The following is a 22,065-nucleotide window of genomic DNA, read 5'->3' on the forward strand; positions in this document are numbered from 1 at the left end:
CGAAGGGCCTCCAACACGAAAGTGGCTTTCCTCGCCGGCCATTTGGCGGGGAAAGCCACTTTCAGTCCCGAGCAGCACCCTCGGCAGTTAGACGCAGGACCTTCGAAATCTGGTTCCCTCCTTTTTTCAAGATTTTTTAGCGATGCGCGCTAGCGTGCTCCGTATGAAACGGACACGTCCCGAACGTCGTCAGGGCCAAGCGGTCGTCCGCGGCCGCCTGGTTCCTGAATCCACCCACGACCAGCGCCTTCTCGACCGGCAGGGCCCCGCCGACTGGGTCCACATGGACCCGTGGCGGGTGTTGCGCATCCAGGCCGAGTTCGTCGAGGGATTCGGCCAGCTGGCCGAGCTGCCTCCGGCAGTCACCGTGTTCGGCTCCGCCCGTACCACCGACGACTCACCGGACTACCAGATGGGCGTCGCGTTGGGACGCCGCCTGGCCGAGGCCGGATACGCCGTGATCACCGGCGGCGGGCCCGGCGCGATGGAAGCAGGCAACAAGGGCGCGGCCGAGGCAGGCGGCATCTCCGTCGGACTCGGCATCGAGCTGCCCTTCGAGCAGCGCATGAACGACTACGTGGATCTCGGCATCGAGTTCCGCTACTTCTTCGTCCGCAAGACGATGTTCGTGAAGTACTCCTGCGGGTTCATCACCCTGCCCGGCGGTTTCGGCACGCTGGACGAGCTGTTCGAGGCGCTGACCCTGGTCCAGACGCAGAAGGTCACCTCCTTCCCCGTGGTCCTGATGGGCACGGAGTACTGGGGCGGCCTCATCGACTGGATCAAGAACACGCTGCTGGCCTCGGGGAAGATCTCGGCGCAGGACCTGGATCTGATCCACCTCACCGACGACGTCGAGGAGGCGGTCAACATCATCATCGAGTCCGAGCGGCTGCGCTCCGGCATCAGCAAGGAGGAGAAGGAGGTGGTGGAGAGCCACCGGGTAGAGCCTCAATAGACTCCTGCTTCGTGAACATCTGCGTTTTCTGTGCATCCAGTCAGAAGATCGACCCCAAGTACGTGCACCTCGCCACCGAGGTCGGTACCGAGATCGCGCGCAGGGGTCACACCCTGGTGAGCGGAGGGGCGACGGTCTCCTGCATGGGCGCGGTGACCAGGGCGGCCAGAGCCGCCGGCGGCCGCACCGTCGGCGTCATCCCCCAGGTGCTCGTCGACATCGAGGTCGCCGACACCGAGTCGGACGAGCTGGTCGTCACCGCCGACATGCGCGAACGCAAGGGCGTCATGGACGCCCGCTCCGACGCGTTCCTGGTGCTCCCCGGGGGCATCGGGACGCTCGAGGAGCTCTTCGAGATCTGGACCGCCAGAGTCCTCGCCATCCACACCAAGCCGCTGGTGATCCTCGACCCTTGGGGTCTGTACGCGCCGCTGCGGTCGCTCGTCGAGCACATGTACGAGGAGGGGTTCACGCGGGCGAACGTCTTCGACGCCATCACCTGGACCAGTTCGGTGGAGGAGGCGCTCGAGGTGCTGGAGTCCCCGGCACAGCCCATGGAGCCGAGTGTGGAGGAACTGGGCGAGTCGACCCCCTGAGCCGCTCCGCGAGCGCCGTCCGCCGCGGCGGGGACCTGTGCCGGTGAAGCCGCGCACGGAGACAGACCTCACCTGGGTGACGGCAACCCGCGCTACGGGGTCAGAAGGAGCGCGTGCGCGGCCGGGGTTCAGGGGTCAGGGGTGCCCGCCTGGACTCCTGGGCTCAGGAGTGTGCGCAGTCGGAATCCTGGAGTCTGGGGTACGGCGTGCGGGGCCGGGTTCTTGGGCCAGGAGGAGAGGGTGCGGGCTTGGGGTCCTGGGCTCAGGAGTGTGCGCAGTCGGAATCCTGGAGTCTGGGGTACGGCGTGCGCGGTCGGGGGTCCTGGGGTCAGGAGGAGGGCGGGCGCGCCTGAAGTCCTGGGGTCAGCAGGGTGCGCGGTCGGGGTATTGGGGTCGGGAGGAGAGGGTGCGCGGCTGGAGTCCTGGGGTGGGGATGAGGGTGTGCGCGGCTGGAGTCCTAGTGGTCACAACGAGGATGCGCAGCCAGGGTGTAGAGGGGCAGGGGAGGGTGCGGAGTCGGCGGCTGAGTTCGAACGGGCGTCAGGGGGAGAGCCTCGCCGGCGGCCGGGCGTTAGGAGTCAGGCCAGGCCGCGGCGGGTGAGGGCTGGGGGACGGGTACCAGACAGGCAATCTGTCATCTCCAGGGCGAGTCTGACCTGATCGGTATGTTCCGTCACGAACACGCCCGCCCCCGCACGCCGGTACACGGCGGCTGCGGCGAGGGCGGCGTCGAGCGGCGCGGGCAGCCTGACCAGCACCGTGGCCCCGTCCGCGGCTCGCTCCCGCACCTCGCGGAGGGTGTCGGCGGGGATCCACGCGGGTTGTTCACGCTCGCCTGGCGTGAGCACTACAGGCCTCATGTCTCGATCGTACGAGTACGATTCCAGTGTGCTGGTCGTACTCGCCATCGCCGCGCTGGCGATACTCGCCTGCGTGGTCGTGGTCTCCCTTGGCAGGGGCGGTGAGCTGACCGAGTTCCCGCCTGACGTTCCACCCCTCGACCTGCCCGAGGCCGGGCAGCTGACGGCGGTTGACTTCATGGCGCTGCAGCTGCCGGTGAACCTCGTGGGCTACCACACGCAGAGCGTCGACGAGACGTTGCGTCGTGCCGCCAACGCGATCAGCGCCCGCGACACCCGCATCGCGGTGCTGGAACAGCGGGTGTCGGAGCTGCTGGCCAGCAGGTTGCAGGCGCGGCAGGAGGCGTACGCGGGTTCGAGCGTCACTCCCCGCACCGAGCACCATCCCGACGCGCCGTCCCTGGCTCTTCCCGAGGACGGCTCGCCTGCGGGCGGCTCGCAACCGTATGCGCGCGTGGGTCACCAGCCCACAGGAGACGACACCGAGGCCGGCCAGCAGCAGAACGCCCCCGAGGATTTCGACGGCTCCGCCGACGAGACCCGCGATCCCGGCCAGAACGGTCAATCTCGAACCGACACCTCCTCTGCCCTGACATCCGACGAGTCCTCGGCGTCTTTCGAGTCGTCGATGGACGCTGATCGTGCGGCTTCAGCCGAGGCCGAGGCCGTCCGATGGCGAGAGGGAACGACTGACAACGGGACGGTTGCTCCGACTTGGGGGAGAACCGCTCCTTCTGAGGAGGACAGCCACACCGACTCCTACGGCGTCGTCAATTCGCATGTCGCAGCCGAGCACCCGGAGGCTCATGCCCACGGTGCCGGAGCGCATGCCCACGACCCGGACGTGGACAGCGAGGCCCACCCTGACGGTTGGGCTCCCGCCCACGACGCTGGTGACGGCAGTGACGAGGCTCGGGCCCGCGACGCGGCTCGTGCCCACGACACGGTTGTCGACGGTGAGCTTCGGACCGATCACGTTGGCGTCGAAGGCGAGGATCGCAGCGTGCGCGCGGTGGGAGAGAGCCGGCCCCACGACGCCGGTGATGAGGGCGGCGGGGCTCGGGTTGGCGACGCGGCTCGTGCCCACGGTGCGGGTGTCGAGGGTGAGGATCGGGCCTACGACGCTGGGGATGAGGGCGGCGGGGCTCGGGTTGGCGACGCGGCTCGTGCCCACGGTGCGGGTGTCGAGGGTGAGGACCGGGCCCACGATATGGGTGTCGAGGGTGAGGATCGGGCCCACGATATGGGTGTCGAGGGTGAGGATCGGGTTCACGACGTTGGTGGCGAGGGCGGCGTGGCCAGGGTGCGTGAGGTCGGTGCTGAGGGTTCCAACGGTGCGGGTGAGCTGCCGGCCTCCATCGGCCACAGCAGGGACGGCCGCGCGTGAACGAGGTGATCCGTTGCGAGTGGACGGGTATGAGTGCTCCGCTCTACATCGCCTACCACGATGAGGAGTGGGGCCGTCCTGTTCACGGGGATGACAAGGTGTTCGAGCGCGTGAGCCTGGAGGCGTTCCAGTCGGGGCTGTCCTGGCTGACGATCCTGCGCAAGCGCGAGAACTTCCGCAAGGCGTTCGATGGCTTCTCCATCGCGAAGGTCGCGGCCTACACCGAGCAGGACGTCGACAGACTCCTCGCTGACCAGGGCATTGTCCGTAACCGAGCCAAGATCGACGCTACGATCGCCAACGCCCGCGCCGCCCTGGAGGTGCCAGGCGGGCTCTCCGAGCTGGTCTGGCGGCATGCGGATCCCGACTCTCCCGTACCGAAGTCGATGGCGGACGTTCCGGCGATCACACCTGGTTCCAAGGCGCTCGCCAAGGAGCTGAAGGGGTACGGCTTCCGCTTCGTCGGGCCGACGACGGCCTATGCGCTCATGCAGGCCATCGGCCTGGTGAACGACCACATCGCGGACTGCGTCACTCGCAACCTCACCGTCCACTGACCACACGCCCTCGGCTACAGCCACGTTCCTCCGGGCTCTGCTTACCTGCCCTGGCGTGCGGCCTCCGCCCCTCCTTTCGCCCGCAGACCGTCCCTCCTGGCCCGTGGGCGTTTGCTCCTGTCTTGGTTCGTGGCCGTCTTCCTTGAGCCTGTAGCCGTTTGTCCCTGCACCGGGTTCGTGGGCCGTCTGCCTTGATCTTTAGCCCTTTGTCTCCGCCTTGAGTTTGTGGGTCGTGCATCAGCCCTGTGGCTGTTGTCTCCGCCTTGGGCTTGTGGGCCCTCTGTCTTCGCCTGTGGTCGTTGTCTCCGCCTTGAGTTTGTGGGTCGTGCATCAGCCCTGTGGCTGTTGTCTCCGCCTTGGGCTTGTGGGCCCTCTGTCTTCGCCTGTGGTCGTTGTCTCCGCCTTGAGTTTGTGGGTCCTGCATCAGCCCTGTGGCTGTTGTCTCCGCCTTGGTTCGTGGGCCCTGCATCAGCCCTGTGGCTGTTGTCTCCGCCTTGGGCTTGTGGGCCCTCTGTCTTCGCCTATGGCCGTTGTCACCGCCTTGGGCTCGTGCGCCCTACATCTCGGCCTGTGGCCATTTGTCCCGCCGCACTCGTGGGCCGTTTGCCTTGATCTGTGGCTGTTTGTCCTTGGCTTGGTTCGCGAGCTGTCCGCCTTGATTTGTGGCCGTTCGCGTTGGTCGGCGGCTGTTGACGGACGCTCCTGGATGGGTGCCGTCTGCTGCATGGTGCCGTTTTCCGGCTGTACGGGTCGGCGACGAGAGGTCCGACCGGCCTCTCTTCGGGGCGGAGTTTTGAGCCGACGCACCACAGAACGCCGGACTCGCCCGTCAACGTGCCCTGAGTCGCAGGCACGTTTGGGCTGTCATCGGGCGTACGGAGCCCGGCTGCCTCTGCCTCCGGCCCATTCCAGCGGGGCCGGCCGATCGCGGGCTACGTGGGGAGTGGTTGGGTGTGGTGGTCGCCGTCGGGGAAGGCGATCGTGACGGACTCCCTGGAGACCTCGACGGTGATGGCGTCGCGAAGGGCTGACGGGTGGACGGCGTCGCCCGACAGGACGACGAGCGTGACGTGGACACCGGGGGTGTCGGCGTGGAGGCAGGGCACCGCCGAGTGGGGTCCGAAGGCGTTCGACTCCACGTCTTGGGAGACGCTCGCGCGTTGCCAGCCGTACAGGCCGATGAGGGCTGAGGTCAGGCCGTCCGTGCGGCGGGCCAGCGCCCAGCCGGGTCCGGTGACCGCGGAGGGCGGGGTGACGTCGGAGACGGCGTAGCCGCCCTCTCGCACCGTCACCCCGAGCACCTCGTTGACCGTCTCGCCTGATGGCGGCGTCGTCAGGGGGAGGGCGGAGGAGGGGGTGCCGTGGAAGCCAGGCGCGTTCGGTGAGTGGGGGCCCGCCGAAGGGGAGGAGATGGCAGCTTCGTCAGAGGGCGGGCTCGTTCGGGTCGACGATGAGGAGCCGCGGAACTCCGGCGATGGCGAGGAAGCACGCGGTTCGGCGTCCGACGGCTGCCAGGGGTGGGACGCGGCGTCCGACGGCTGCGCGGCATGTGGTTCGGCGTCCGACGGTTGCGGGGAGGCGTGTGGTTCGGCGTCCGTTGGCTGCGACAAGACGTGGAGCCCAGTGGCGGATGGCTGGGGCACGGCGGGGGGCTCGGCGTCCGGTGGTTGCGTGGTCGTGAGGGGGTGGGGGGCCGAGTGTGGTGCGGGGGCGGGGGCGGGGGTGATCTGGTGGATGCGGAGCTCCCAGGGGCCGCGGACGAGTGAGATCGTCGTGATGCGGGTGCCTTCGGGAGTCTCCGTGTATGAGGCGGCGGTTCTGCCCGCGCACTCCAGCGGGTGGATCGTGCCTCGGGAGGAAGGGACGCCTTCGGGGGAGACGAGGGCCAGGTGGTTGTCGACGTTCCTGATCCAGGCGTGTTCGGCGGACTCGGGGGCCGTACGGGTGGAGTAGGCGAGCTTGGCGTAGTGCGGGTCGTCGGGCGGAGCGCCGTGGTCGCTGCCGTGGTTGACCAGCCGGACGATGCCGTCGTGGCGAGTGCCGTGGAGGAGCAGCCCTGTGGTGGGGAGGGCGACGGTGAGATCGTTCTCGTCGATGGGGAGCATCTGCTCGCCGGCCGTCCACACCGGGTGCTCGGGTGGGAGCAACAGGCCGAGCAGGCCCTTCGACGCCCAGTACGGCGAGGCGGGCCCCGAATACGCCTGCGTGGTCGGCAGGAAGGTGTCGTACCAGCCGAGGGAGAGCAGCCCCCGCCGGTTGGGGACGCCGCGCTCGGCGAAGTGGCGGGCGACGGACGAGGCGAGCTTCCTGGTCTGCCCGGGGGTGAGCGGGGTGGCGTCGGCGAGCGCGCCCATCCAGACGGGAGCGAGCGAGGCGAAGCGGTAGCAGAGCGAGCGGCCCTGATGGATGGGAGCGCCGTCGGAGCCGAAGAAGTGCTGGTAGGTCGTGAGGAACTCGCTCAGGCGGCCGCGGTAGAGCGTGGCGCGCTCCTCATCGCCCGACATGCGGGTCCACAGCAGGGGATACAGGTGGAGGGCCCAGCCGCCGTAGTAGTCGAAGTTGCGGGTGCCGCCGTCGGTGTACCAGCCGTCGCCGACGTACCACTGCTCGATCCGCTCCAGACCCCTGTCGATCTCGTGCTGTGCGTACGGCCCGCCGACCGACTTCACGAACTCCTCGCTCACGGTCTGGAACAGCATCCAGTTGTTGTCCCACGTGCGCTTGCCGATGAAGCCGCTCAGCCAGGTGACCACCCGCTCCCGCACCTCGGAGGGAAGCTGATCCCACAGCCACGGCCTCGACTCGTGCAGGCCGACCGCGATCGAGGCCGCCTCGACCATCTGCTGTGAGCAGTCGGTCAGCTGGGGCCAGGCCTCGCCGCTGGACGGATCGGTGCCGTTGGCCAGGCCGGTGGCGTAACGCTCGATCAGCTCGGGGCGGACCTGGCCGCGCGCGCCCGCGATGCGGAACGCGGCGGCGAGGAACGTGCGGGCGAACCCCTCCAGACCGTCGAGTGCCACCCCTGACCAGCTCGCTCGCCCCGGTAGCCGGTACTGGGCGAACCCGAGCGACGCGTACGGCACGACGGAGTCGAGCAGATGGTCGGTCAGCGTCTCCCAGTGGGCGCGCGTCCAGCCGGTGCGCGGCGAGAGCAGCCGATCGGTGGGCGGCAGGGACAGGTATGGAGGGGGCATGCCTAGCCTTCTCGGTGGCGGCCGACGGTGAGCTCGGCCGTGTGGGTGTGGCCGCGCGATCCGGCCAGTTTGACGGTGATCGTGGGGTTCTTGCCAGGTCGCACGGTGACGGTGTCGTCGGTGCTCACCACGCCGTGAGCGGGATGGTCGAGGGTGAGGACGACGCTGTCGACCGTGCGGCTCGGGTCGGAGACGGCCACGGAGACGCGGTCGCCCGCCCGCCGTACGAGCACGGCGCAGGGAGCGCTCGCGCTGACCCCGCCGACGCTGCCCGCCGCCCAGAAGGTGGCGGCGAACAGCCGGTGTCCCTGGCCGCCCAGCCCCGCGTGGACGGCCTGGACCTCGGCGGTGTTGGCGAGCACCTCGACACCCGAGTAGGCCGCGGTCTGCTCGGCGGTGGCGTTGGGGAGCAGCAGGTAGGCGTAGGTGGCGCCTGAGGGGTTGGCGCCATGGTCGAACCAGAGCGTGACGTACTCCCGCGAAACCGGCTCGCCCGAGCCGCTGGTGCTGGCGCCGTCGTTGATCGCCTTCCAGCTGTCGGTGCGCACCTCACGCAGCGTGCGCAGGGGCGCGCCACCGGGGAAGATGTAGCCGCCGACGCCTTCGAGGTGAGCCCACGAGGAGGTGGACGAGCTCTCGGCGCTCTGCTGGAGGACGCCGTCGACGGTCAACGCGCCGGTGGTGCCGCGATTCTCGACGACGGTCTCGATCGTGCGGGCGTCGGTGCTGGTGATGCCCGCGCCCAGGCAGACGACGGCGTCGTCGAGGCAGATCCAGCTCTTCCTGGCCGTGAGCGTGCTGCCCATGGCCATGAGCTCGAGCGACGCCACGCCGTACCCGCCGAGAACGGCCCCGCCCGCCCACGCGTTCTTCGGGCGGAAGGTGCCGGTGCCGCTCACGGAGACCGCGGGATCGCGGTGCCGCGTGTCGACCGTGGTGCCAGGCAGCCGGTAGGAGTTGACGGTCGGCCAGTAGTCGGCGCTGTAGTGGTCGAGGTCGGTGTAGAGGTAGGTGACACCGTCGCCCTGGTACCAGGCGCGGTAGTTCTCCCCGTTGCCGCACTCGTATCCCGCGATGCGCTTGGAGTCGAGGCTCAGGGCGAAGGACCAGTGCGTACGGCGGTGCACGACGCGGTCCATGTCGGCGAACACGTGATGGCCCACCGGCCTCGCCGCGGCTGCGAGGCGGGGGTCGTCGAGCACGGCCCTCGCCCTGGCGGTCGCCGCGATGCCCGCCCCTTCGAAGAACCTGCCCCTGCTCACCCAGCCCTTGGCCAGCTCCTTGAAGCGGGTCGCGTAGGGCTCGGGCGCGCCGGTGGCGAGTTGGAGCACCGCATCGACCGTCTCACGCCCCGCGTCGTGGTCGCGGGAGCCGCCGCGCGACACCGCCCTGCCTCTGACGCTGTCCATCATGAGGCCGTCGTGGATCCACGGCGCGAACGTGCGCTCCACCGCGTCGAGGATCACCGACCTCTTGGGGTCGGTGACCTCCCAGCTCGACCCGCCGAGCAGGCCCAGCATGGCGCTGACCGACTGGAGCAGGACGACGCCGTAGGAGCCGGTGTAGGCGACGGTGTCGTGCTGGATGAAGGAGCCGTCGGCGTAGAAGCCGTCGCGGGAGGTGACGTAGCCGAAGAGGGTGTTGCGACCGCCGTCGCGCAGGTCGGACAGGCCGTCGCGGGCCAGCGCCACCTTGGCCGCGTCGTCGCCGACGATGCCGCGCAGGGCGACGATCAGCGCCTTGTCGGCCCTGTTGGCTCCGGTCTCGGCGAAGTTCGTGAGGTTGGTCCTGCGGTCGGGGTTGGGGCAGAACCTGTCGACCGCTCTGATCCACGCTGTGCGCTGCTCGGTGCTGATGAGGTCGTACATCAGCAGGCAGGTGTCCATGAGGGCCCTCGGAGCGCCGATCTCCCAGTGCCACCAGTTGCCCACCTCGCGTTTGGTCTCGTTGTAGGCGCGGGCGTAGAGGAAGTCGAGGGCGGCGAGGATCTCGCCCGCGAGGCCGTCGTCGCCGTGGAGGGCCGAGCCCGGGGTGGCCCAGGCGGTGGCGAGCGTGCGCAGCCGCTGGTGGCTGCTCGCGATGTCGCCCGAGACGCCCTTGAGAGGGAGGTCCGGCCAGAGGAAGGTGCGGTTGGACGCCAGGTCGAGGGCCCCGCGCAGGGTTGACGCGGCGGCGTCGAGCTTGGCGAGGGGAGCGGCGAACGTGGGGTCGGCGGGGTCGAAGGAGCCGCCGGAGAGGAGAGCGGTGGCCTTGGCTCGGAGGGTGGCGAACTCGGTCACGCCCGCAGTCTGGCCGATCGGGGCGAGGGCGGGTGACGGGCCGGTCGCGCCTGTGGAAAAGCCGGCACCGGTCGCGGAGCCTGTGGATGACGCGGCCGCCTCCTGGGGGAGAAAGAACGCAGCCAGACCACCCGCGAGCCCGAGGAACCCCCGCCGGCTGGTGGCGGAGGCGAGGACGCGAGGCTCGGCAGCCTGGGAGAAGGGCGGGGAGGTGATCCCTGGCGTTCGCGGCAGGCGCGCAGGGGGGCGCGGAGTCGGTGTGGTCATGGGGACGGCTCCTACTCGGCCAGCGTGCTCGGGTCGACGCCGGGCGTGGGGAGGCCGAGGGCGGCCACCTTGGCCAGGTACTCCGCCGTCACCGGCGCGCCCCATCGCGTCCAGAACCCGCTCAGATCCCGTCCAGCCGTCCGTGAGGTGTAGAGGGCCAGGTACCCCCACCTCTTGTCCGTCTCCGTCCAGTCGGAGGCGGGCCGTTCCGCGCGGACCAGCCGGTGCAGCCGGGGCCAGAAGTCATCCCCGAACGCCAGCTCCAGCTGCCTGAACGGCACCAGCTTCTCGAAGGCGCCGAACCCCTTCACGTACCCCGCGCTGGGCAGCTTCGGCAGCGCGCTCTGGTACGGCGTCAGCCCCGTCTTGGCGTCGGGCTTGGTCAGGTTCGAGGGCTGACCGAGGGTCCGCTGTGCCGCCAGCGAGTAGATGTTGACCGTGACCTCCGTGAGGTCGGTGGGCTTGTAGGCCATCTGCTGGTGCTGGTGTCCGAGCTCGTGGTAGACGCCCCAGCCCCTGGTCCGCAGCCCCTCCACGGTGATGAGCCTGTCGAGGTAGGTGCGCGGGTAGGCGGTCCAGCCGTGCGTGGCGTACGCGCCCGCGCCCGTGGGCATGCGCGGAGCCTCCACCAGGTGGAACGGCAGCGGGCTCCGCTCGCTCTCGGTGAGCCCCGAGATCGCCGCGTGCGAGGAGATGATCGTCTCGAGCACGGTGAGCAGCCCGCCGTGGTCCTGCTCGCGCCAGGCGAGCATGCCGTCCCTGGTCACTGTGACGATCCCGTACGGCGACAGCAGCTCGACCTGCGGCGCGGCGGTCAGGGTGTCGAGCTGGGACTGGAAGTCGGACTCGGTGGTCTCGCCCATCACGAAGGTCGGCACGGGCACGGCGCCGCCGAGGAACTTGACCTTGGCCTTCTGGCCCTCGCCGATGAGCGACAGATAGACCATGCCGCCGCCGGGGTCGGTGACGGTGTTGACGCCTGAGGTCAGGGGGTAGGCGCGCGGGTTCTTGTAGATGACGTCGGCGTGGGTGTCGGGGGCGCCGACGTGAAGGGTGGGCAGCAGGCCGTCCTGCGCGTCGACCTGGACGGTCAGCGAGGTCGCGGCGGGCAGGTGGAGCCCCGTGGGGTGGAAGTTGGTGGTGCCGAGCGCCTGCTGGAGCCGCAGCCGCTCGCTCTCGGCGCTCGGCCTGGCCCTGAGGACAAAGGTCCGCCTGGCGCTGGGGACGGAGGCGCCCGCGAGGGCGGGGGCCCGCCCCGAGGAGGACGGCACCGGCGGTGGCCGCGCCCAGGAAGCCACGGCGGGAAAGGGGGGTGTGAGTCATGACGGCAGCATGAAAGCGCTTTCTATCGCGCGTCAAGGGTCTGGGAATCTTTCTATGTCTTTCTATGCTGCTCAGCGCTGGTGCTTCAGTAAGCGCTTGCTATCGTGGAGGCGCGACAGACCCGCGCACGACGATGCTCGTGCCGACCCGCGTGGTGGTCTGCACGGGGGCGAGGTAGTCGCTCTCGCCCGCCACACCCAGCGCCAGCCGTACGGCCTGCCGTCCCATCTCCTCCAGCGGGATGCGCACGGTGGTCAGCTGGGGACGCAGCTCCTGCGCCACCGGCACGTCGTCGTAGCCGACGACGGAGATCTCCTCGGGCACGGAGACGCCCGCCAGCTCCAGCGCCTGCATGACACCGGCGGCGACGGTGTCGTTGGCCGCGAAGATCGCGGTGAAGTCGAGCCCTTCGGCCAGCAGCGCCCTGACCTTGTCGTAGCCGAACCTGCGGTTGAACGAGCCGGTGTGCACCAGCTCCTTCGCCTGCGCGAGCCCTCGCATCTCCAGCGCCCGCCGGTGCCCCGCCAGGCGGGCGATGGTCGTGGACAGCGAGGGAGGACCGCCGAGGAACAGGATCCTGCGATGCCCCTGCGTGATCAGGTAGTCGGTGATCGCGAAGGCGCCGCCCTCGTTGTCGTACTCGACGACCTTGGTCGGCACGTCGTCGCCCAGCGAGGGACGCCCGCACAGCACCAGCGTGGACCCGGCCGTGTGCAGCGCGCGGGCCCTGCGTCCCACCTCGGCGGCGTAGGCGCGGTCCTCGTGCGCCCCGCCGACCAGGATCACGGCGTCGGCGCGCTGCTCGTGCAGCAGGTCGATGAGAGCGAGCTCCTTCTCGTGGCTGCCCTGCGTGCAGCACACCATGCACAGCCTGCCGTGCACGGTCGCCTCGCGCTCCACACCCCTCGCGATGTAGGCGTAGAACGGGTCGACCACGTCGTTGATGATGATGCCGACGGTCCTGTTGGTGGAGCCCGCCAGCGCCCTGGCGTGGGCGTTGGCGACGTAGCCCAGCTCGGCGATGGCCGCCTCGACGCGCTCTCTCGTGGACGTCGCGACAGGGTAGTTGCGGTTGATCACCCTCGAGACTGTGGCGCTGGAGACGCCGGCCCGCTTGGCGACGTCGGCGATGGTCGCCGAGCTCATCTCGGTCACCGGCTCCTCCTTACCCGTGTGAAGATCATGCCATCCGATCGAGCGCGTCGAGCTGGATCTCGTGCAGCAGCGGCAGCCCCGCGCAGTACCTGGCCACCTCCTCGACCGTCGAGTCGGCCAGCCTGCCCAGCTCGTTGCCCTGCGCCCCCGCCAGGTGCGGGGTGAGGAAGACGTTGGGCAGCCCGAACAGCGGATGCCCCGACGGCAGCGGCTCGGGGTCGCTGACATCAAGTATCGCGTCCAGCCGCCCGCTCGTGACCTCTTCCAGCAGCGCCTCGGTGTCGATGAGCGTGCCCCTGGCGGTGTTGATCACCACCGCGCCGTCCATGAGCTTGGCCAGCCGGGAGCGGTCCAGCAGCCGGTAGGTCTCCGGCGTGCTGGGCGCGTGGAGGCTCACCACGTGCGAGCGGCGCACCAGCGTGTCGAGGTCCACCAGCACCCCGCCGAGCCTGGCGACCAGCGCCGGATCGGCATAGGGGTCGTAGACCAGGACCTCGGCCTCGAGCCCGCGCAGCAGCTCGACCACCCTGCGGCCGATCCGCGAGAATCCGACCACGCCGACCGTGATGCGGCGCGCTCCCAGCCACGAGATGCCGCTGAAGTCGCGCTTGGTGCCGTGCTCCCTGTACCTGTGCGCCATCGTGAAGGCGCGCTTGGCGCCGAAGACGATCGCCGCGTAGGTGAACTCGGCCACCGGTACGGCGTTGGCGTCGGCCGCGCTCGAGACACGGACCCCGCCTTCCAACACCACGGGGTCGAGGAAGGTCTTGACGGTGCCGGCCGCGTGGGCGATGAAGCGCAGCTTGGGCGCCCGTTCCAGCAGCTCGGCGCCGAGCGGCGGACATCCCCACCCCGTGACCAGCACCTCCGCCTCGGCGAGCACCGGAAGGGCCGAGCCGGACGACAGGTCGTGCAGGACGTCGCCGTGAAGGTCGGCCAGCTCGGCGAGCCGGTCGAGGGCGCCCTTGGCGAAGACCTCCTCACGCACGCCCGGCGCCATCGCCAGGACGGTGCGCGGTCTGAGCCGCGCCTCCATGACCGTCACATCACTCTCCCCGAGTCCTAACCGAACCAACCGGACCACCCCCCAACCGCCCGACCCTGAGGATCGAGCCCTCACCACACCCCGAACCCCGGCGACCCGAAACCCGCCGGATGCCGATGAACCCGAACCCGTCCCGGCGACCCGAAACCCGCCGGATGCCGGTGAACCCGAGACCCCGTCGGACCCCGGCGAACCCGAGGACCCCGGAAACCCGAGACCCCTCAGGCCCCGAGCTCCCACGACCACTCGCGAGCCGAAACCCCGAACTCCGCAGACCCGCAAGCCCGAGACCCGCAAACCCGAGACCCGCAAACCCGAGACCCGCAAACCCGAGACCCGCAAACCCGAGACCCGCAGAGCCCGAGTCCTGCGGACCGGAGAGCCGCAGGGTTCGAGTTCGCCGAACCCGAGGACCCACGAATCCCGCGACCTCTGAGGGCCGGGCCTCGCAGACTCCAGGACCCGCGAGACCCAGGCCCCTGGGGTCCGAGACTCGCGGATCCGGAATCCGCAGGGTCCGAGTTCGTCGGTCCCGAGGACCTGCGAGGCCCGAGACCCTGGAGGCCAAGAACCCGCGGACCTGAGATCCGCAAGACCCGAGCTCGCCGGACCCGAGGACCCACGAGACTCAGAGACTCTTCCGGACCGACAGCCCGCGAGGCCCGCAGGTCCGAAGAGCCCAGGTCCGAGAACCCGCCGGTCCGAGAACCCGAAGAACCCCGGAGACCCGGACGCCTGAGCACCCGAGAAGGCCGAGGATCTCGGGGAGCACCCGGAACCCAAGAGACTCGAGCCCAGCAGGTCCGAGATCCCGAGCACCCGCAGCCGCGAGGCGCCTCGACATCCGCAAACCCACACACTCCAGGCCCGCGACCCGCAGCCTGCGAATCCGCAGCCCCAAGCCTCGAGGTCCGTGGCTCCGAGGTCCGTGGCTCCGAGGTCCGTAGCCCTGACACCCGCAGCCCCGGGATTCGCAGCTCGGAGATCTCGAGGATCCGAGACCCATGAGCCACGAACTTCGCAGGCAACCCGACCACCTAGATAGTAAGCGCGTTCTACAGAGATCGTGCGCCGCACGCTAGGCCCTCACCTGAACAAACGTCAAGCTCCGAAAACCCACCCCACCCAACCCCTTGACGAGATGAGAAAGCGCTTACTACGGTCACGCCAACTGGAAGGACCAAGCATGACGACACCCCTACAAGCCGTCGGGACGGGTACGGCCAGCCGTGCCAAGCCCGAAACCCCCTTGGCCGCGCCCAGGCGGCTCCCGCTGTGGAAACGGCTCTGGCGGGACCGGGTGATGCTCATGCTCACCCTGCCCGGCCTGGTGTACTTCCTGGTCTTCCACTACGTCCCGCTCTTCGGCTACGTAGCCGCCTTCCAGGACTACCAGCCCTACATCGGCTTCCTGGACAGCCAGTGGGTCGGTCTGCAGAACTTCGCGACCATGCTGGGCGACCCCCGGTTCTGGGATGCGGTGGGCAACACGCTGCGCATCACGCTCACCCAGCTGGTGCTCTTCTTCCCCGCCCCGATCGCGCTGGCCCTGCTGCTCAACAGCGTGATCAGCGAGAAGGTCCGCAGGTTCGTGCAGAGCGTGGTCTACCTGCCGCACTTCATCGGCTGGGTGATCATCGTCTCGGTCTTCCAGCAGGTCATCGGGGGTGCGGGCGTGCTGCCCGGCTTCCTGGAGAGCATCGGGCTGCCGCGCTACGACATGATGACCGATCCCGACGCCTTCCCCCTGCTGGTCACCCTGCAGGTCATCTGGAAGGACTGCGGCTGGGGAACGATCATCTTCCTCGCCGCGCTGCTGTCGATCAACCCCGAGCTCTACGAGGCCGCGGCGATGGACGGCGCCGGCCGCTGGCGCAGGCTCTGGCACGTCACGCTGCCCGGCATCACACCGATCATCATCCTGCTGCTCATCCTCAACCTCGGCAGCATCCTGTCGGTCGGGTTCGAGCAGATCCTGCTCCAGCGCGACGCGGTGGGGCCCGAGTCGGGCGAGGTGCTCGACACCTTCGTCTACTTCAACGGCGTCCAGGACGGCCAGTGGGGCCCCGCGGCGGCGGTGGGCCTGGTGAAGGCGGTCGTCGGCGCCGTCCTGGTGCTGGGCGCGAACAAGGTGGCGCACCTGCTGGGCCACGAGGGGGTGTACCGCAATGCGAGCAAGTGAGCGTCCCGCCTGGATGGAACGACCCTCCAAGCTAGGGGTCGGCCTCAAGGCGGTGATCATCACCGCGATCACGCTGCTGGTGATCTATCCGTTCGTGGGCGTCATCGGCACCAGCTTCTCCTCGGAGTCCGAGATCGCCAGGAGCGGCGGGTTCGTCCTGCTGCCCACCGCGCCCCAGCTCGACGCCTACCGGGCCGTCTTCGACGGCGGCACGGTCACCCGCGCCCTGCTCATCAGCGTGCTGGTCACCGGCGTCGGCACGCTGGCGAGCGTCACCGTCACGATCTGCATGGCGTACGGCCTGAGCCGCCGCGAGGTCACGGGCTCGAAGTGGATCCTGATGATCGCGCTGTTCACCATGCTCTTCAACCCCGGCATCATCGCCAACTTCCTGCTGGTCAACCAGCTGGGCCTGCTCAACAGCTTCGGCGCGCTCGTCCTGCCGAGCCTGGTCAGCGCGTTCAATCTGGTCGTGCTGCGCTCGTTCTTCATGAACCTGCCTGGTGAGCTGCTGGAGAGCGCCCGCATGGACGGCGCGGGCGACCTGCGCATCCTGGCGCGCATCGTGCTCCCGCTGTCCAAGGCGGTGATCGCGGTGGTGTCGCTGTTCTACGCGGTCGCGTACTGGAACAACTTCTTCAACGCCCTGCTCTACATCGACGACTCGGACCGGCACCCGCTGCCCAACATCCTGCGCACCTTCATCCTGCAGGGCCGGACGCTGGAGAGCGCCGTGGGCACCGAGGCCCCCGCGCCCGTGCAGGCGATCCAGATGGCCGTGCTCGTCGTCGCGATCGTCCCGATCCTTCTCGTCTATCCCTTCCTGCAGCGCTACTTCACCAAGGGCGTGCTCACCGGCGCCATCAAGGGCTAGCCGGGCCCGCCCGCCCCACGACTCCCCGAAGGAAGACCATGAACCTGTCCAGGCGCGGACTCCTCCGCCTCGGCGCGACCGCCACGGCGGGCGCGGCGCTCTCCCCGCTGCTGGCCGCCTGCGGCGGCGGTTCGGGCGGCGCCCCGGCCACCAAGGCGCAGGGGCTGACCGTCAAGCTGCCGACCTACGTGCCGCTGGCGGCAGCGGCCAAGCCCGACCTGCCCGGCACGGCGGCGGGCGTGCCCGAGGGCTACTTCACCTATCCGAAGGAGCTGTTCAGGTCGGTGGCCAAGCCGCCGATGTCGGGCGGCAAGGTGACCATGGCGTCCAAGACCTTCCTGCCGCCGCCCCCGCCGCGCGAGCAGAACGCAGCGTGGCAGGAGATCGAGAAGCGGCTCGGCGGCACGGCGGACCTGCTGATCGTGCCCGAGGCCGACTGGCCGACCAAGTTCAACACCATGGTCGCCGGCGGCAACCTGCCCGACGTGTTCCCCTACGTGCAGACGCAGGGCGTCAACAACCTGCCCGCCTTCGTGGCCAGCCAGTGCGCCGACCTCACGCCGTTCCTGAGCGGTGACGCGGTCAAGGAGTACCCGAACCTGGCGGCCGTTCCTGAGGTCTTCTGGAAACAGGGCATCGTCGCGGGCAAGCTCTACGGCATCCCGATCCCGCGCAACATGGCCGGAGGGCTCGGCTTCTACCGGGCCGACCTGTTCGCCGCAGCGGGCGTCAGCGACCTGGCCGAGATCGGCGACACCGACAGGCTCGCCGAGGCGCTCAAGGCGGTCACCAACCCCAAGGAGAAGCGCTGGGGCCTGGTCACCGCGAGCGGCGGCCTGTTCGGCATGTCGATCTTCGCGCAGCTGTTCGGCGTGCCCCTGGAATGGCGGCTGGAGCCGGGAGGCAAGCTGGTGGCCGCCATCGAGACCGAGGAGTACAGGGCCGCGGTCGAGTACACCCGCAAGCTGCGCGAGGCGGGCGTCATCTACCCGGGCTCGGAGGGCTTCGACTCGCTCAAGCGCAAGAACGAGTTCAACGCAGGACGCGCCGCGATGACCTACGACGGCATGCCGGCCTTCCTCGGCGCGGCAGGCTACCTGCAGACCCAGAAGAAGATCGACCCGAAGGCCGACCCCCGTCCGATGCTGCCCGTCGGCGACAGGACGGCGGCCTACCTCAACAACATCGCCTTCGCCACCAACTTCGTGAAGAAGGCCGACGAGGCGAAGGTCAAGGAGGTGCTGAGGGTCGTCGACTTCTTCGCCGCGCCCTTCGGCAGCGAGGAGTACACCCTCATCCAGTACGGCGTCGCCGACACCGACTACACGCGCGACGACAAGGGCAACCCCATCCTCACCGAGCAGGGCGCCAAGGACACCTCCGTCCCGTGGAAGTACGTCGGGGCGCCCACCCAGCCGGTCTTCGACGCCACCTCGAGCGAAGCGGTCAAGCTCGTCCACGACGCGTTCACCAAGCTGATCGCCGTCGGCGTCCAGGACCCCACCACCGGACTGTTCTCGCCGACCGACGAGAACAAGTACGAGTCGCTCTACACGATGCGCACCGACAGGGTCACCTCGATCATCGCGGGACGCGCGCCGGTGTCCGACCTCGACCAGCTCGTCAAGGACTGGAGGGCACAGGGCGGAGACAAGATCCGCGCCGAGTTCGAGAGCGTGATCCAGAAGAACGGCGGCGTCGGCTGAGCCGGCTGTCCCTTCCCCCCTCAGCGCTACCACGGAGACCCCCCATGAAGCGAACCATCGCGACACTGGCCGCCGCCACGCTGGCGGCCGGAGCCCTCACCCTCCCCGCGCACGCCGACCGCTTCGAACCCGCCCCCGGCGCTCCAGGCCTGAACGACCCGCTCTTCCCCGACCTCGGCAACGGCGGATACGACGTCCGCCACTACGACGTCTCCTTCGACTTCACCCCCGTCACCTACGACTTCGCCGCCACGGTGACGATCAAGGCCACGGCCGTCCAGGACCTGTCGTCCTTCAATCTCGACACCGACGGTCACCTCATCGACGAGGTCACCGTCGACGGCCGCCCCGCCGCCTGGGCGCTCAGCCCCGGGCGCACGGGACAGGAGCTGACCGTCACCCCCGCCGAGCCGTTGAGGAACCACCGGCCCTTCACCGCCGAGGTGAGGCTGCACGGCAACGGCAAGGCTCCGCGCGGCGGCCTCACCGGCTGGCGGTTCGGCCCCGACGGCGGGTTCGCCGCCGCCGTCCAGGCCAGCAGGGCCGACACCTTCTTCCCCGTCAACGACCATCCCTCCGACAAGGCCACCTGGACCTTCCACATGAAGGTCCCCGAGGGCTACGTCGCCACCGCCAACGGCGAGCTGACCGCCAAGGACGGCGACGTGTGGCGCTTCGAGGAGCGCGAGCCCATGGCGTCGGAGCTGCTCGGCCTGGCCGTGGTCAAGGGCACCTACCTGTACGGCACAGGCCCCCATGCCCTGCCCCTTCGCCACGTCGTCCCTCAGGGTCAGGAGGAGAAGTACGGCCCGATCGCCGCCGAGACCGCCGGCCAGATCGAGTGGGCGGAGGCCAGGTTCGGCCGCTTCCCCTTCTCCACCTACGGCGTGCACATCTACCCCGGATACACCGACGCGCTGGAGAACCAGACCCTCTCCCTGTTCGGCACCGGCTGGTTCACCAGGCCCACCTACTCCAACACGATGATCCACGAGCTGATCCACCAGTGGTTCGGCGACTCGGTCACCCCCGCCACCTGGCAGGACGCCTGGCTGAACGAGGGCCCCGCGGTCTACTACGCGGCCGTGTGGGCCGAGGAGAAGGGCGGGGAGAAGCTCGCCGACAAGATGCGGACGGTCTACGGCAAGCTCGACGCCGTCCGCGCGAAGGACGGCCCGCCCGGCAGGCCCAAGGGCCTCGGCGGCTACAACATCTACGACGGCGGCGCCCTCGTCCTCTACGCCCTCCAGAAGGAGATCGGCGAGCGCGACTTCGACCGCGTCATGCGCCGCTGGGTCCAGCGCAACAAGGACGGCAACGCCTCCACCGAGGACTTCATCGCCCACGCGGTGAAGACCACCCACCGTCCTGGCCTGGACGCGTTCCTTCGCGGCTGGCTCTACGGCGAGACGAACCCCCCACTGGAGATCTCATGAAGCGCCTGCTCGTCCTGACCGCCCTGCTCTCGCTGCCCTTAACCGGCACCGCTCAGGCGGCCGCTCCCGCCACGAAGATCTACCACGCGGCCCCCGGCGCCACGGGCCACGCCTGCAACGAGAACAACCCCTGCTCCCTCGAGACGGCCAGGGACAAGGTACGCGAGGCCGTCGCGGGCGGCATGAACCGCGACATCGAGGTCCGCCTGGCAGGGGGCGTCTACCGGATGGCTGAGCCGCTCGTCCTCGACGGGCGCGACTCGGGGCCTGGCGGGCACACCGTCACCTGGACCGCCGCCCCCGGCGCCGCACCCGTGCTGTCGGGCGGCGTGCCGATCACCGGATGGCGGCAGGAGGGCGGCCTCTGGGTGGCCCCGGCCCCTGAGGGCGTCGTCCCCAGGCAACTGTTCGTCGGCGGGGTGCGGGCGGTCCGCGCTCGCGGCGAGGCCTGCCCCTCCAGCGTCTGCGACGCGACCAGGACCGGCATGACGGGCGCCGTGAAGAGCGGGATCGCCGCGTGGAAGGCGCCCTCCGACGCCGAGGCGGTGATCAGGATCCGCTGGCGCAACTACCACTGCGCCATCGACAGGGTCGAGGGCGACCTGATCACCTTCGCCCAGCCGTGCTGGGCCAACTCCGCCAGCGGCACCAACCGCACAGGCCCCGCGTGGGACACCACGACCGTCGACTCCGGCCGCTACACCAAGGTCTCCTACTTCGAGAACGCCAGGGAGCTGCTCGACCAGCCGGGCGAGTTCGTCTACGACCGCGGCAGCCGTACGGTCACCTACCTGCCCAGGCAGGGCGAGGATCTCAGCGACGTGATCACCCCCGCCCACGAGACGCTGCTGCGGATCGAGGGCGCGAGCGGCGTGAAGATCTCGGGTCTGCGCTTCGAGCACGCGGCCTACCTGCAGCCGAACACCGCCGAGGGCTACGCGGGCATGCAGGCGGGCCTCACGCTGACCGGCGCCACAGGGCCCGTGGACCACGCCGGCCGCTACTACACCAAGCCCGCCGCCGCGGTCGTGGTGCGGGGCGGGCGGCGGGTCACGGTGGACAACAGCTCCTTCGCCCGCCTCGGCGGCGCGGGGATCATCATGGAGAAGGGCACCAAGGACTCCGCGGTCAGCGGCTCCACCTTCACCGACCTGTCCTCCGGCGCGGTCTACGTGGGCGACACCGAGCCCAACCCGCCCGCCGAGCTGCAGGGCGAGCGCAACACGGTGGCGCGCAACACCATCACTCACATCGGCGTGGAGTACACCGACGCGGTGGGCGTGTGGGCGGGCTACGAGAGCGAGCTGTCCATCGACCACAACACCCTCGAGAAGCTGCCCTACTCCGGCATCTCGGTCGGCTGGGGATGGAACCAGCCGGAGGCGCAGCGGCCCGCGATGCGCGACAACAGGATCACCGGCAACCGGATCGTCGACGCGATGATGGTCGCCTTCGACATGCACGACGGCGGCGCCATCTACACCCAGGGGCCGCAGCCGGGCACGGTGATCTCGGGCAACTACGTCAACCGCTCCGCCTACGGCAACACCGAGCGCGACGGCAACGGCGTCTACCTCGACGAGCAGAGCAGCCACATCCGCGTCGAGGGCAACGTCCTGACCCGCATGGGCTACAAGTGGGTCTCCAACTGGGCCGGATACGGCATCGAGAACCTCGCCACGGGCAACTGGACGGACACCACCGCCCCCGCCCTGTCGGGGCGCGGCTCGCAGATGACGGGCAACTTCACCGCTCTGGAAGTGCTGCCCGAGGCCGCGCTCCAGGTGGCGGCCGCCGCGGGCGCGGCCCCCGGCGGCACGGTCGAGCAGCTCCTGCCCGACCTGGCCAGGGGTAGGGCCGCCACCCAGTCCTCCACCGACGGTACGGCCGGCGCCGCCAACGCGGTCGACGGCTCCACCTCGACCGACACCAGGACCCTCAGCCAGCCGGGCTCCTGGTGGCAGGTCGATCTCGGCGAGGTCAGGCGGATCGGCTCGGTCGAGATCTGGAACGACGCCTCGATGACCACCGCGGACGTCGAGGTGATCGTCGCCACCAGGGCCGACCTGTCCGACGCGAAGCGCGTGCCCCTCACGGGCAGGGTGCTTCGTCCCACCCTGGTGGAGATCGCCGCAGACGCCAGGTACGTGCGCGTCCAGCGCACGGGCACTGGCAGGATCGGGCTCGCCGGAGTCTCGGTCCACCCTTAGGAACGCACCTCGAGGGGGCACGGCCAGGCCGTGCCC

15 protein-coding genes and 1 pseudogene are annotated in these 22,065 nt (G+C 69.6%); 9 read left to right on the plus strand and 7 right to left on the minus strand.

Annotation, left to right across the window (positions count from 1 at the left end):
• Positions 1 to 163 precede the first annotated feature (163 nt).
• Positions 164 to 958 (plus strand): LOG family protein, encoded by a 795-nt coding sequence (locus FHR33_RS31770; RefSeq protein ID WP_183655555.1) that lies wholly within the window; start codon positions 164 to 166, stop codon positions 956 to 958.
• 11 nt (positions 959 to 969) lie between these two features.
• Complete coding sequence (locus FHR33_RS31775) at positions 970 to 1,554, plus strand: LOG family protein (RefSeq protein ID WP_183655558.1); 585 nt, start codon at positions 970 to 972, stop codon at positions 1,552 to 1,554.
• Positions 1,555 to 2,132: 578 nt separating this feature from the next.
• Here the strand turns inward: FHR33_RS31775 and FHR33_RS31780 are convergent.
• On the minus strand, positions 2,133 to 2,414 hold the full coding sequence (locus FHR33_RS31780; RefSeq protein WP_183655561.1) for a hypothetical protein: 282 nt from the start codon (positions 2,412 to 2,414) through the stop codon (positions 2,133 to 2,135).
• A gap of 28 nt (positions 2,415 to 2,442) precedes the next feature.
• Here FHR33_RS31780 and FHR33_RS31785 point away from each other — a divergent pair, with 28 nt between their 5' ends.
• Together FHR33_RS31785 and FHR33_RS31790 are read left to right on the plus strand one after the other, a co-directional pair.
• Positions 2,443 to 3,801, plus strand: a complete 1,359-nt coding sequence (locus FHR33_RS31785) for a hypothetical protein (protein WP_183655563.1) — start codon at positions 2,443 to 2,445, stop codon at positions 3,799 to 3,801.
• A complete protein-coding gene (locus FHR33_RS31790) occupies positions 3,798 to 4,358 on the plus strand; it encodes a DNA-3-methyladenine glycosylase I (protein WP_183655566.1) in 561 nt (186 codons plus the stop codon). The genes FHR33_RS31785 and FHR33_RS31790 overlap by 4 nt, the downstream gene beginning before the upstream one ends.
• A gap of 932 nt (positions 4,359 to 5,290) precedes the next feature.
• Here FHR33_RS31790 and FHR33_RS31795 read toward each other — a convergent pair.
• From FHR33_RS31795 to FHR33_RS31815, 6 genes and pseudogenes are all read right to left on the minus strand, one after another.
• Entirely contained in the window at positions 5,291 to 7,552 is a 2,262-nt protein-coding gene (locus tag FHR33_RS31795) for a DUF2264 domain-containing protein (RefSeq protein WP_246452245.1), read from the minus strand.
• 2 nt (positions 7,553 to 7,554) lie between these two features.
• Entirely contained in the window at positions 7,555 to 9,831 is a 2,277-nt protein-coding gene (locus tag FHR33_RS31800) for a polysaccharide lyase 8 family protein (RefSeq protein ID WP_221241330.1), read from the minus strand.
• Positions 9,832 to 10,109: 278 nt separating this feature from the next.
• A complete protein-coding gene (locus FHR33_RS31805) occupies positions 10,110 to 11,369 on the minus strand; it encodes a M60 family metallopeptidase (RefSeq protein ID WP_376773302.1) in 1,260 nt (419 codons plus the stop codon).
• A pseudogene (locus tag FHR33_RS53430) lies at positions 11,368 to 11,421 on the minus strand (twin-arginine translocation signal domain-containing protein); the annotation flags it as partial. The gene FHR33_RS31805 and the pseudogene FHR33_RS53430, both read right to left, overlap by 2 nt.
• 99 nt (positions 11,422 to 11,520) lie before the next feature.
• Positions 11,521 to 12,567 (minus strand): LacI family DNA-binding transcriptional regulator, encoded by a 1,047-nt coding sequence (locus FHR33_RS31810; protein ID WP_183660411.1) that lies wholly within the window; start codon positions 12,565 to 12,567, stop codon positions 11,521 to 11,523.
• Positions 12,568 to 12,601: 34 nt separating this feature from the next.
• On the minus strand, positions 12,602 to 13,612 hold the full coding sequence (locus FHR33_RS31815) for a hydroxyacid dehydrogenase (RefSeq protein ID WP_246453245.1): 1,011 nt from the start codon (positions 13,610 to 13,612) through the stop codon (positions 12,602 to 12,604).
• 1,195 nt (positions 13,613 to 14,807) lie between these two features.
• Here FHR33_RS31815 and FHR33_RS31820 point away from each other — a divergent pair.
• Genes FHR33_RS31820 through FHR33_RS31840 form a run of 5 tightly spaced genes read left to right on the plus strand, consistent with a single transcriptional unit; the run spans position 14,808 to position 22,029 of the window.
• Positions 14,808 to 15,803 (plus strand): ABC transporter permease, encoded by a 996-nt coding sequence (locus FHR33_RS31820; RefSeq protein WP_221241333.1) that lies wholly within the window; start codon positions 14,808 to 14,810, stop codon positions 15,801 to 15,803.
• Positions 15,804 to 15,816: 13 nt separating this feature from the next.
• The gene (locus FHR33_RS31825; protein WP_183655575.1) at positions 15,817 to 16,677 is read left to right on the plus strand and encodes a carbohydrate ABC transporter permease; all 861 of its coding nucleotides are present in this window, start codon (positions 15,817 to 15,819) and stop codon (positions 16,675 to 16,677) included.
• 38 nt (positions 16,678 to 16,715) lie between these two features.
• Positions 16,716 to 18,383: a type 2 periplasmic-binding domain-containing protein gene (locus FHR33_RS31830; RefSeq protein ID WP_183655578.1), complete on the plus strand. Its 1,668-nt coding sequence runs from the start codon at positions 16,716 to 16,718 to the stop codon at positions 18,381 to 18,383.
• A 44-nt stretch (positions 18,384 to 18,427) separates the two neighbouring features.
• Complete coding sequence (locus FHR33_RS31835; RefSeq protein WP_183655580.1) at positions 18,428 to 19,819, plus strand: M1 family metallopeptidase; 1,392 nt, start codon at positions 18,428 to 18,430, stop codon at positions 19,817 to 19,819.
• Positions 19,816 to 22,029: a right-handed parallel beta-helix repeat-containing protein gene (locus FHR33_RS31840; protein WP_183655583.1), complete on the plus strand. Its 2,214-nt coding sequence runs from the start codon at positions 19,816 to 19,818 to the stop codon at positions 22,027 to 22,029. Before FHR33_RS31835 ends, FHR33_RS31840 begins: the two co-directional genes overlap by 4 nt.
• Positions 22,030 to 22,065: the final 36 nt, after the last annotated feature.

This window comes from Nonomuraea dietziae, from assembly GCF_014195505.1.
In the GTDB taxonomy this organism is placed as follows: domain Bacteria; phylum Actinomycetota; class Actinomycetes; order Streptosporangiales; family Streptosporangiaceae; genus Nonomuraea; species Nonomuraea roseola.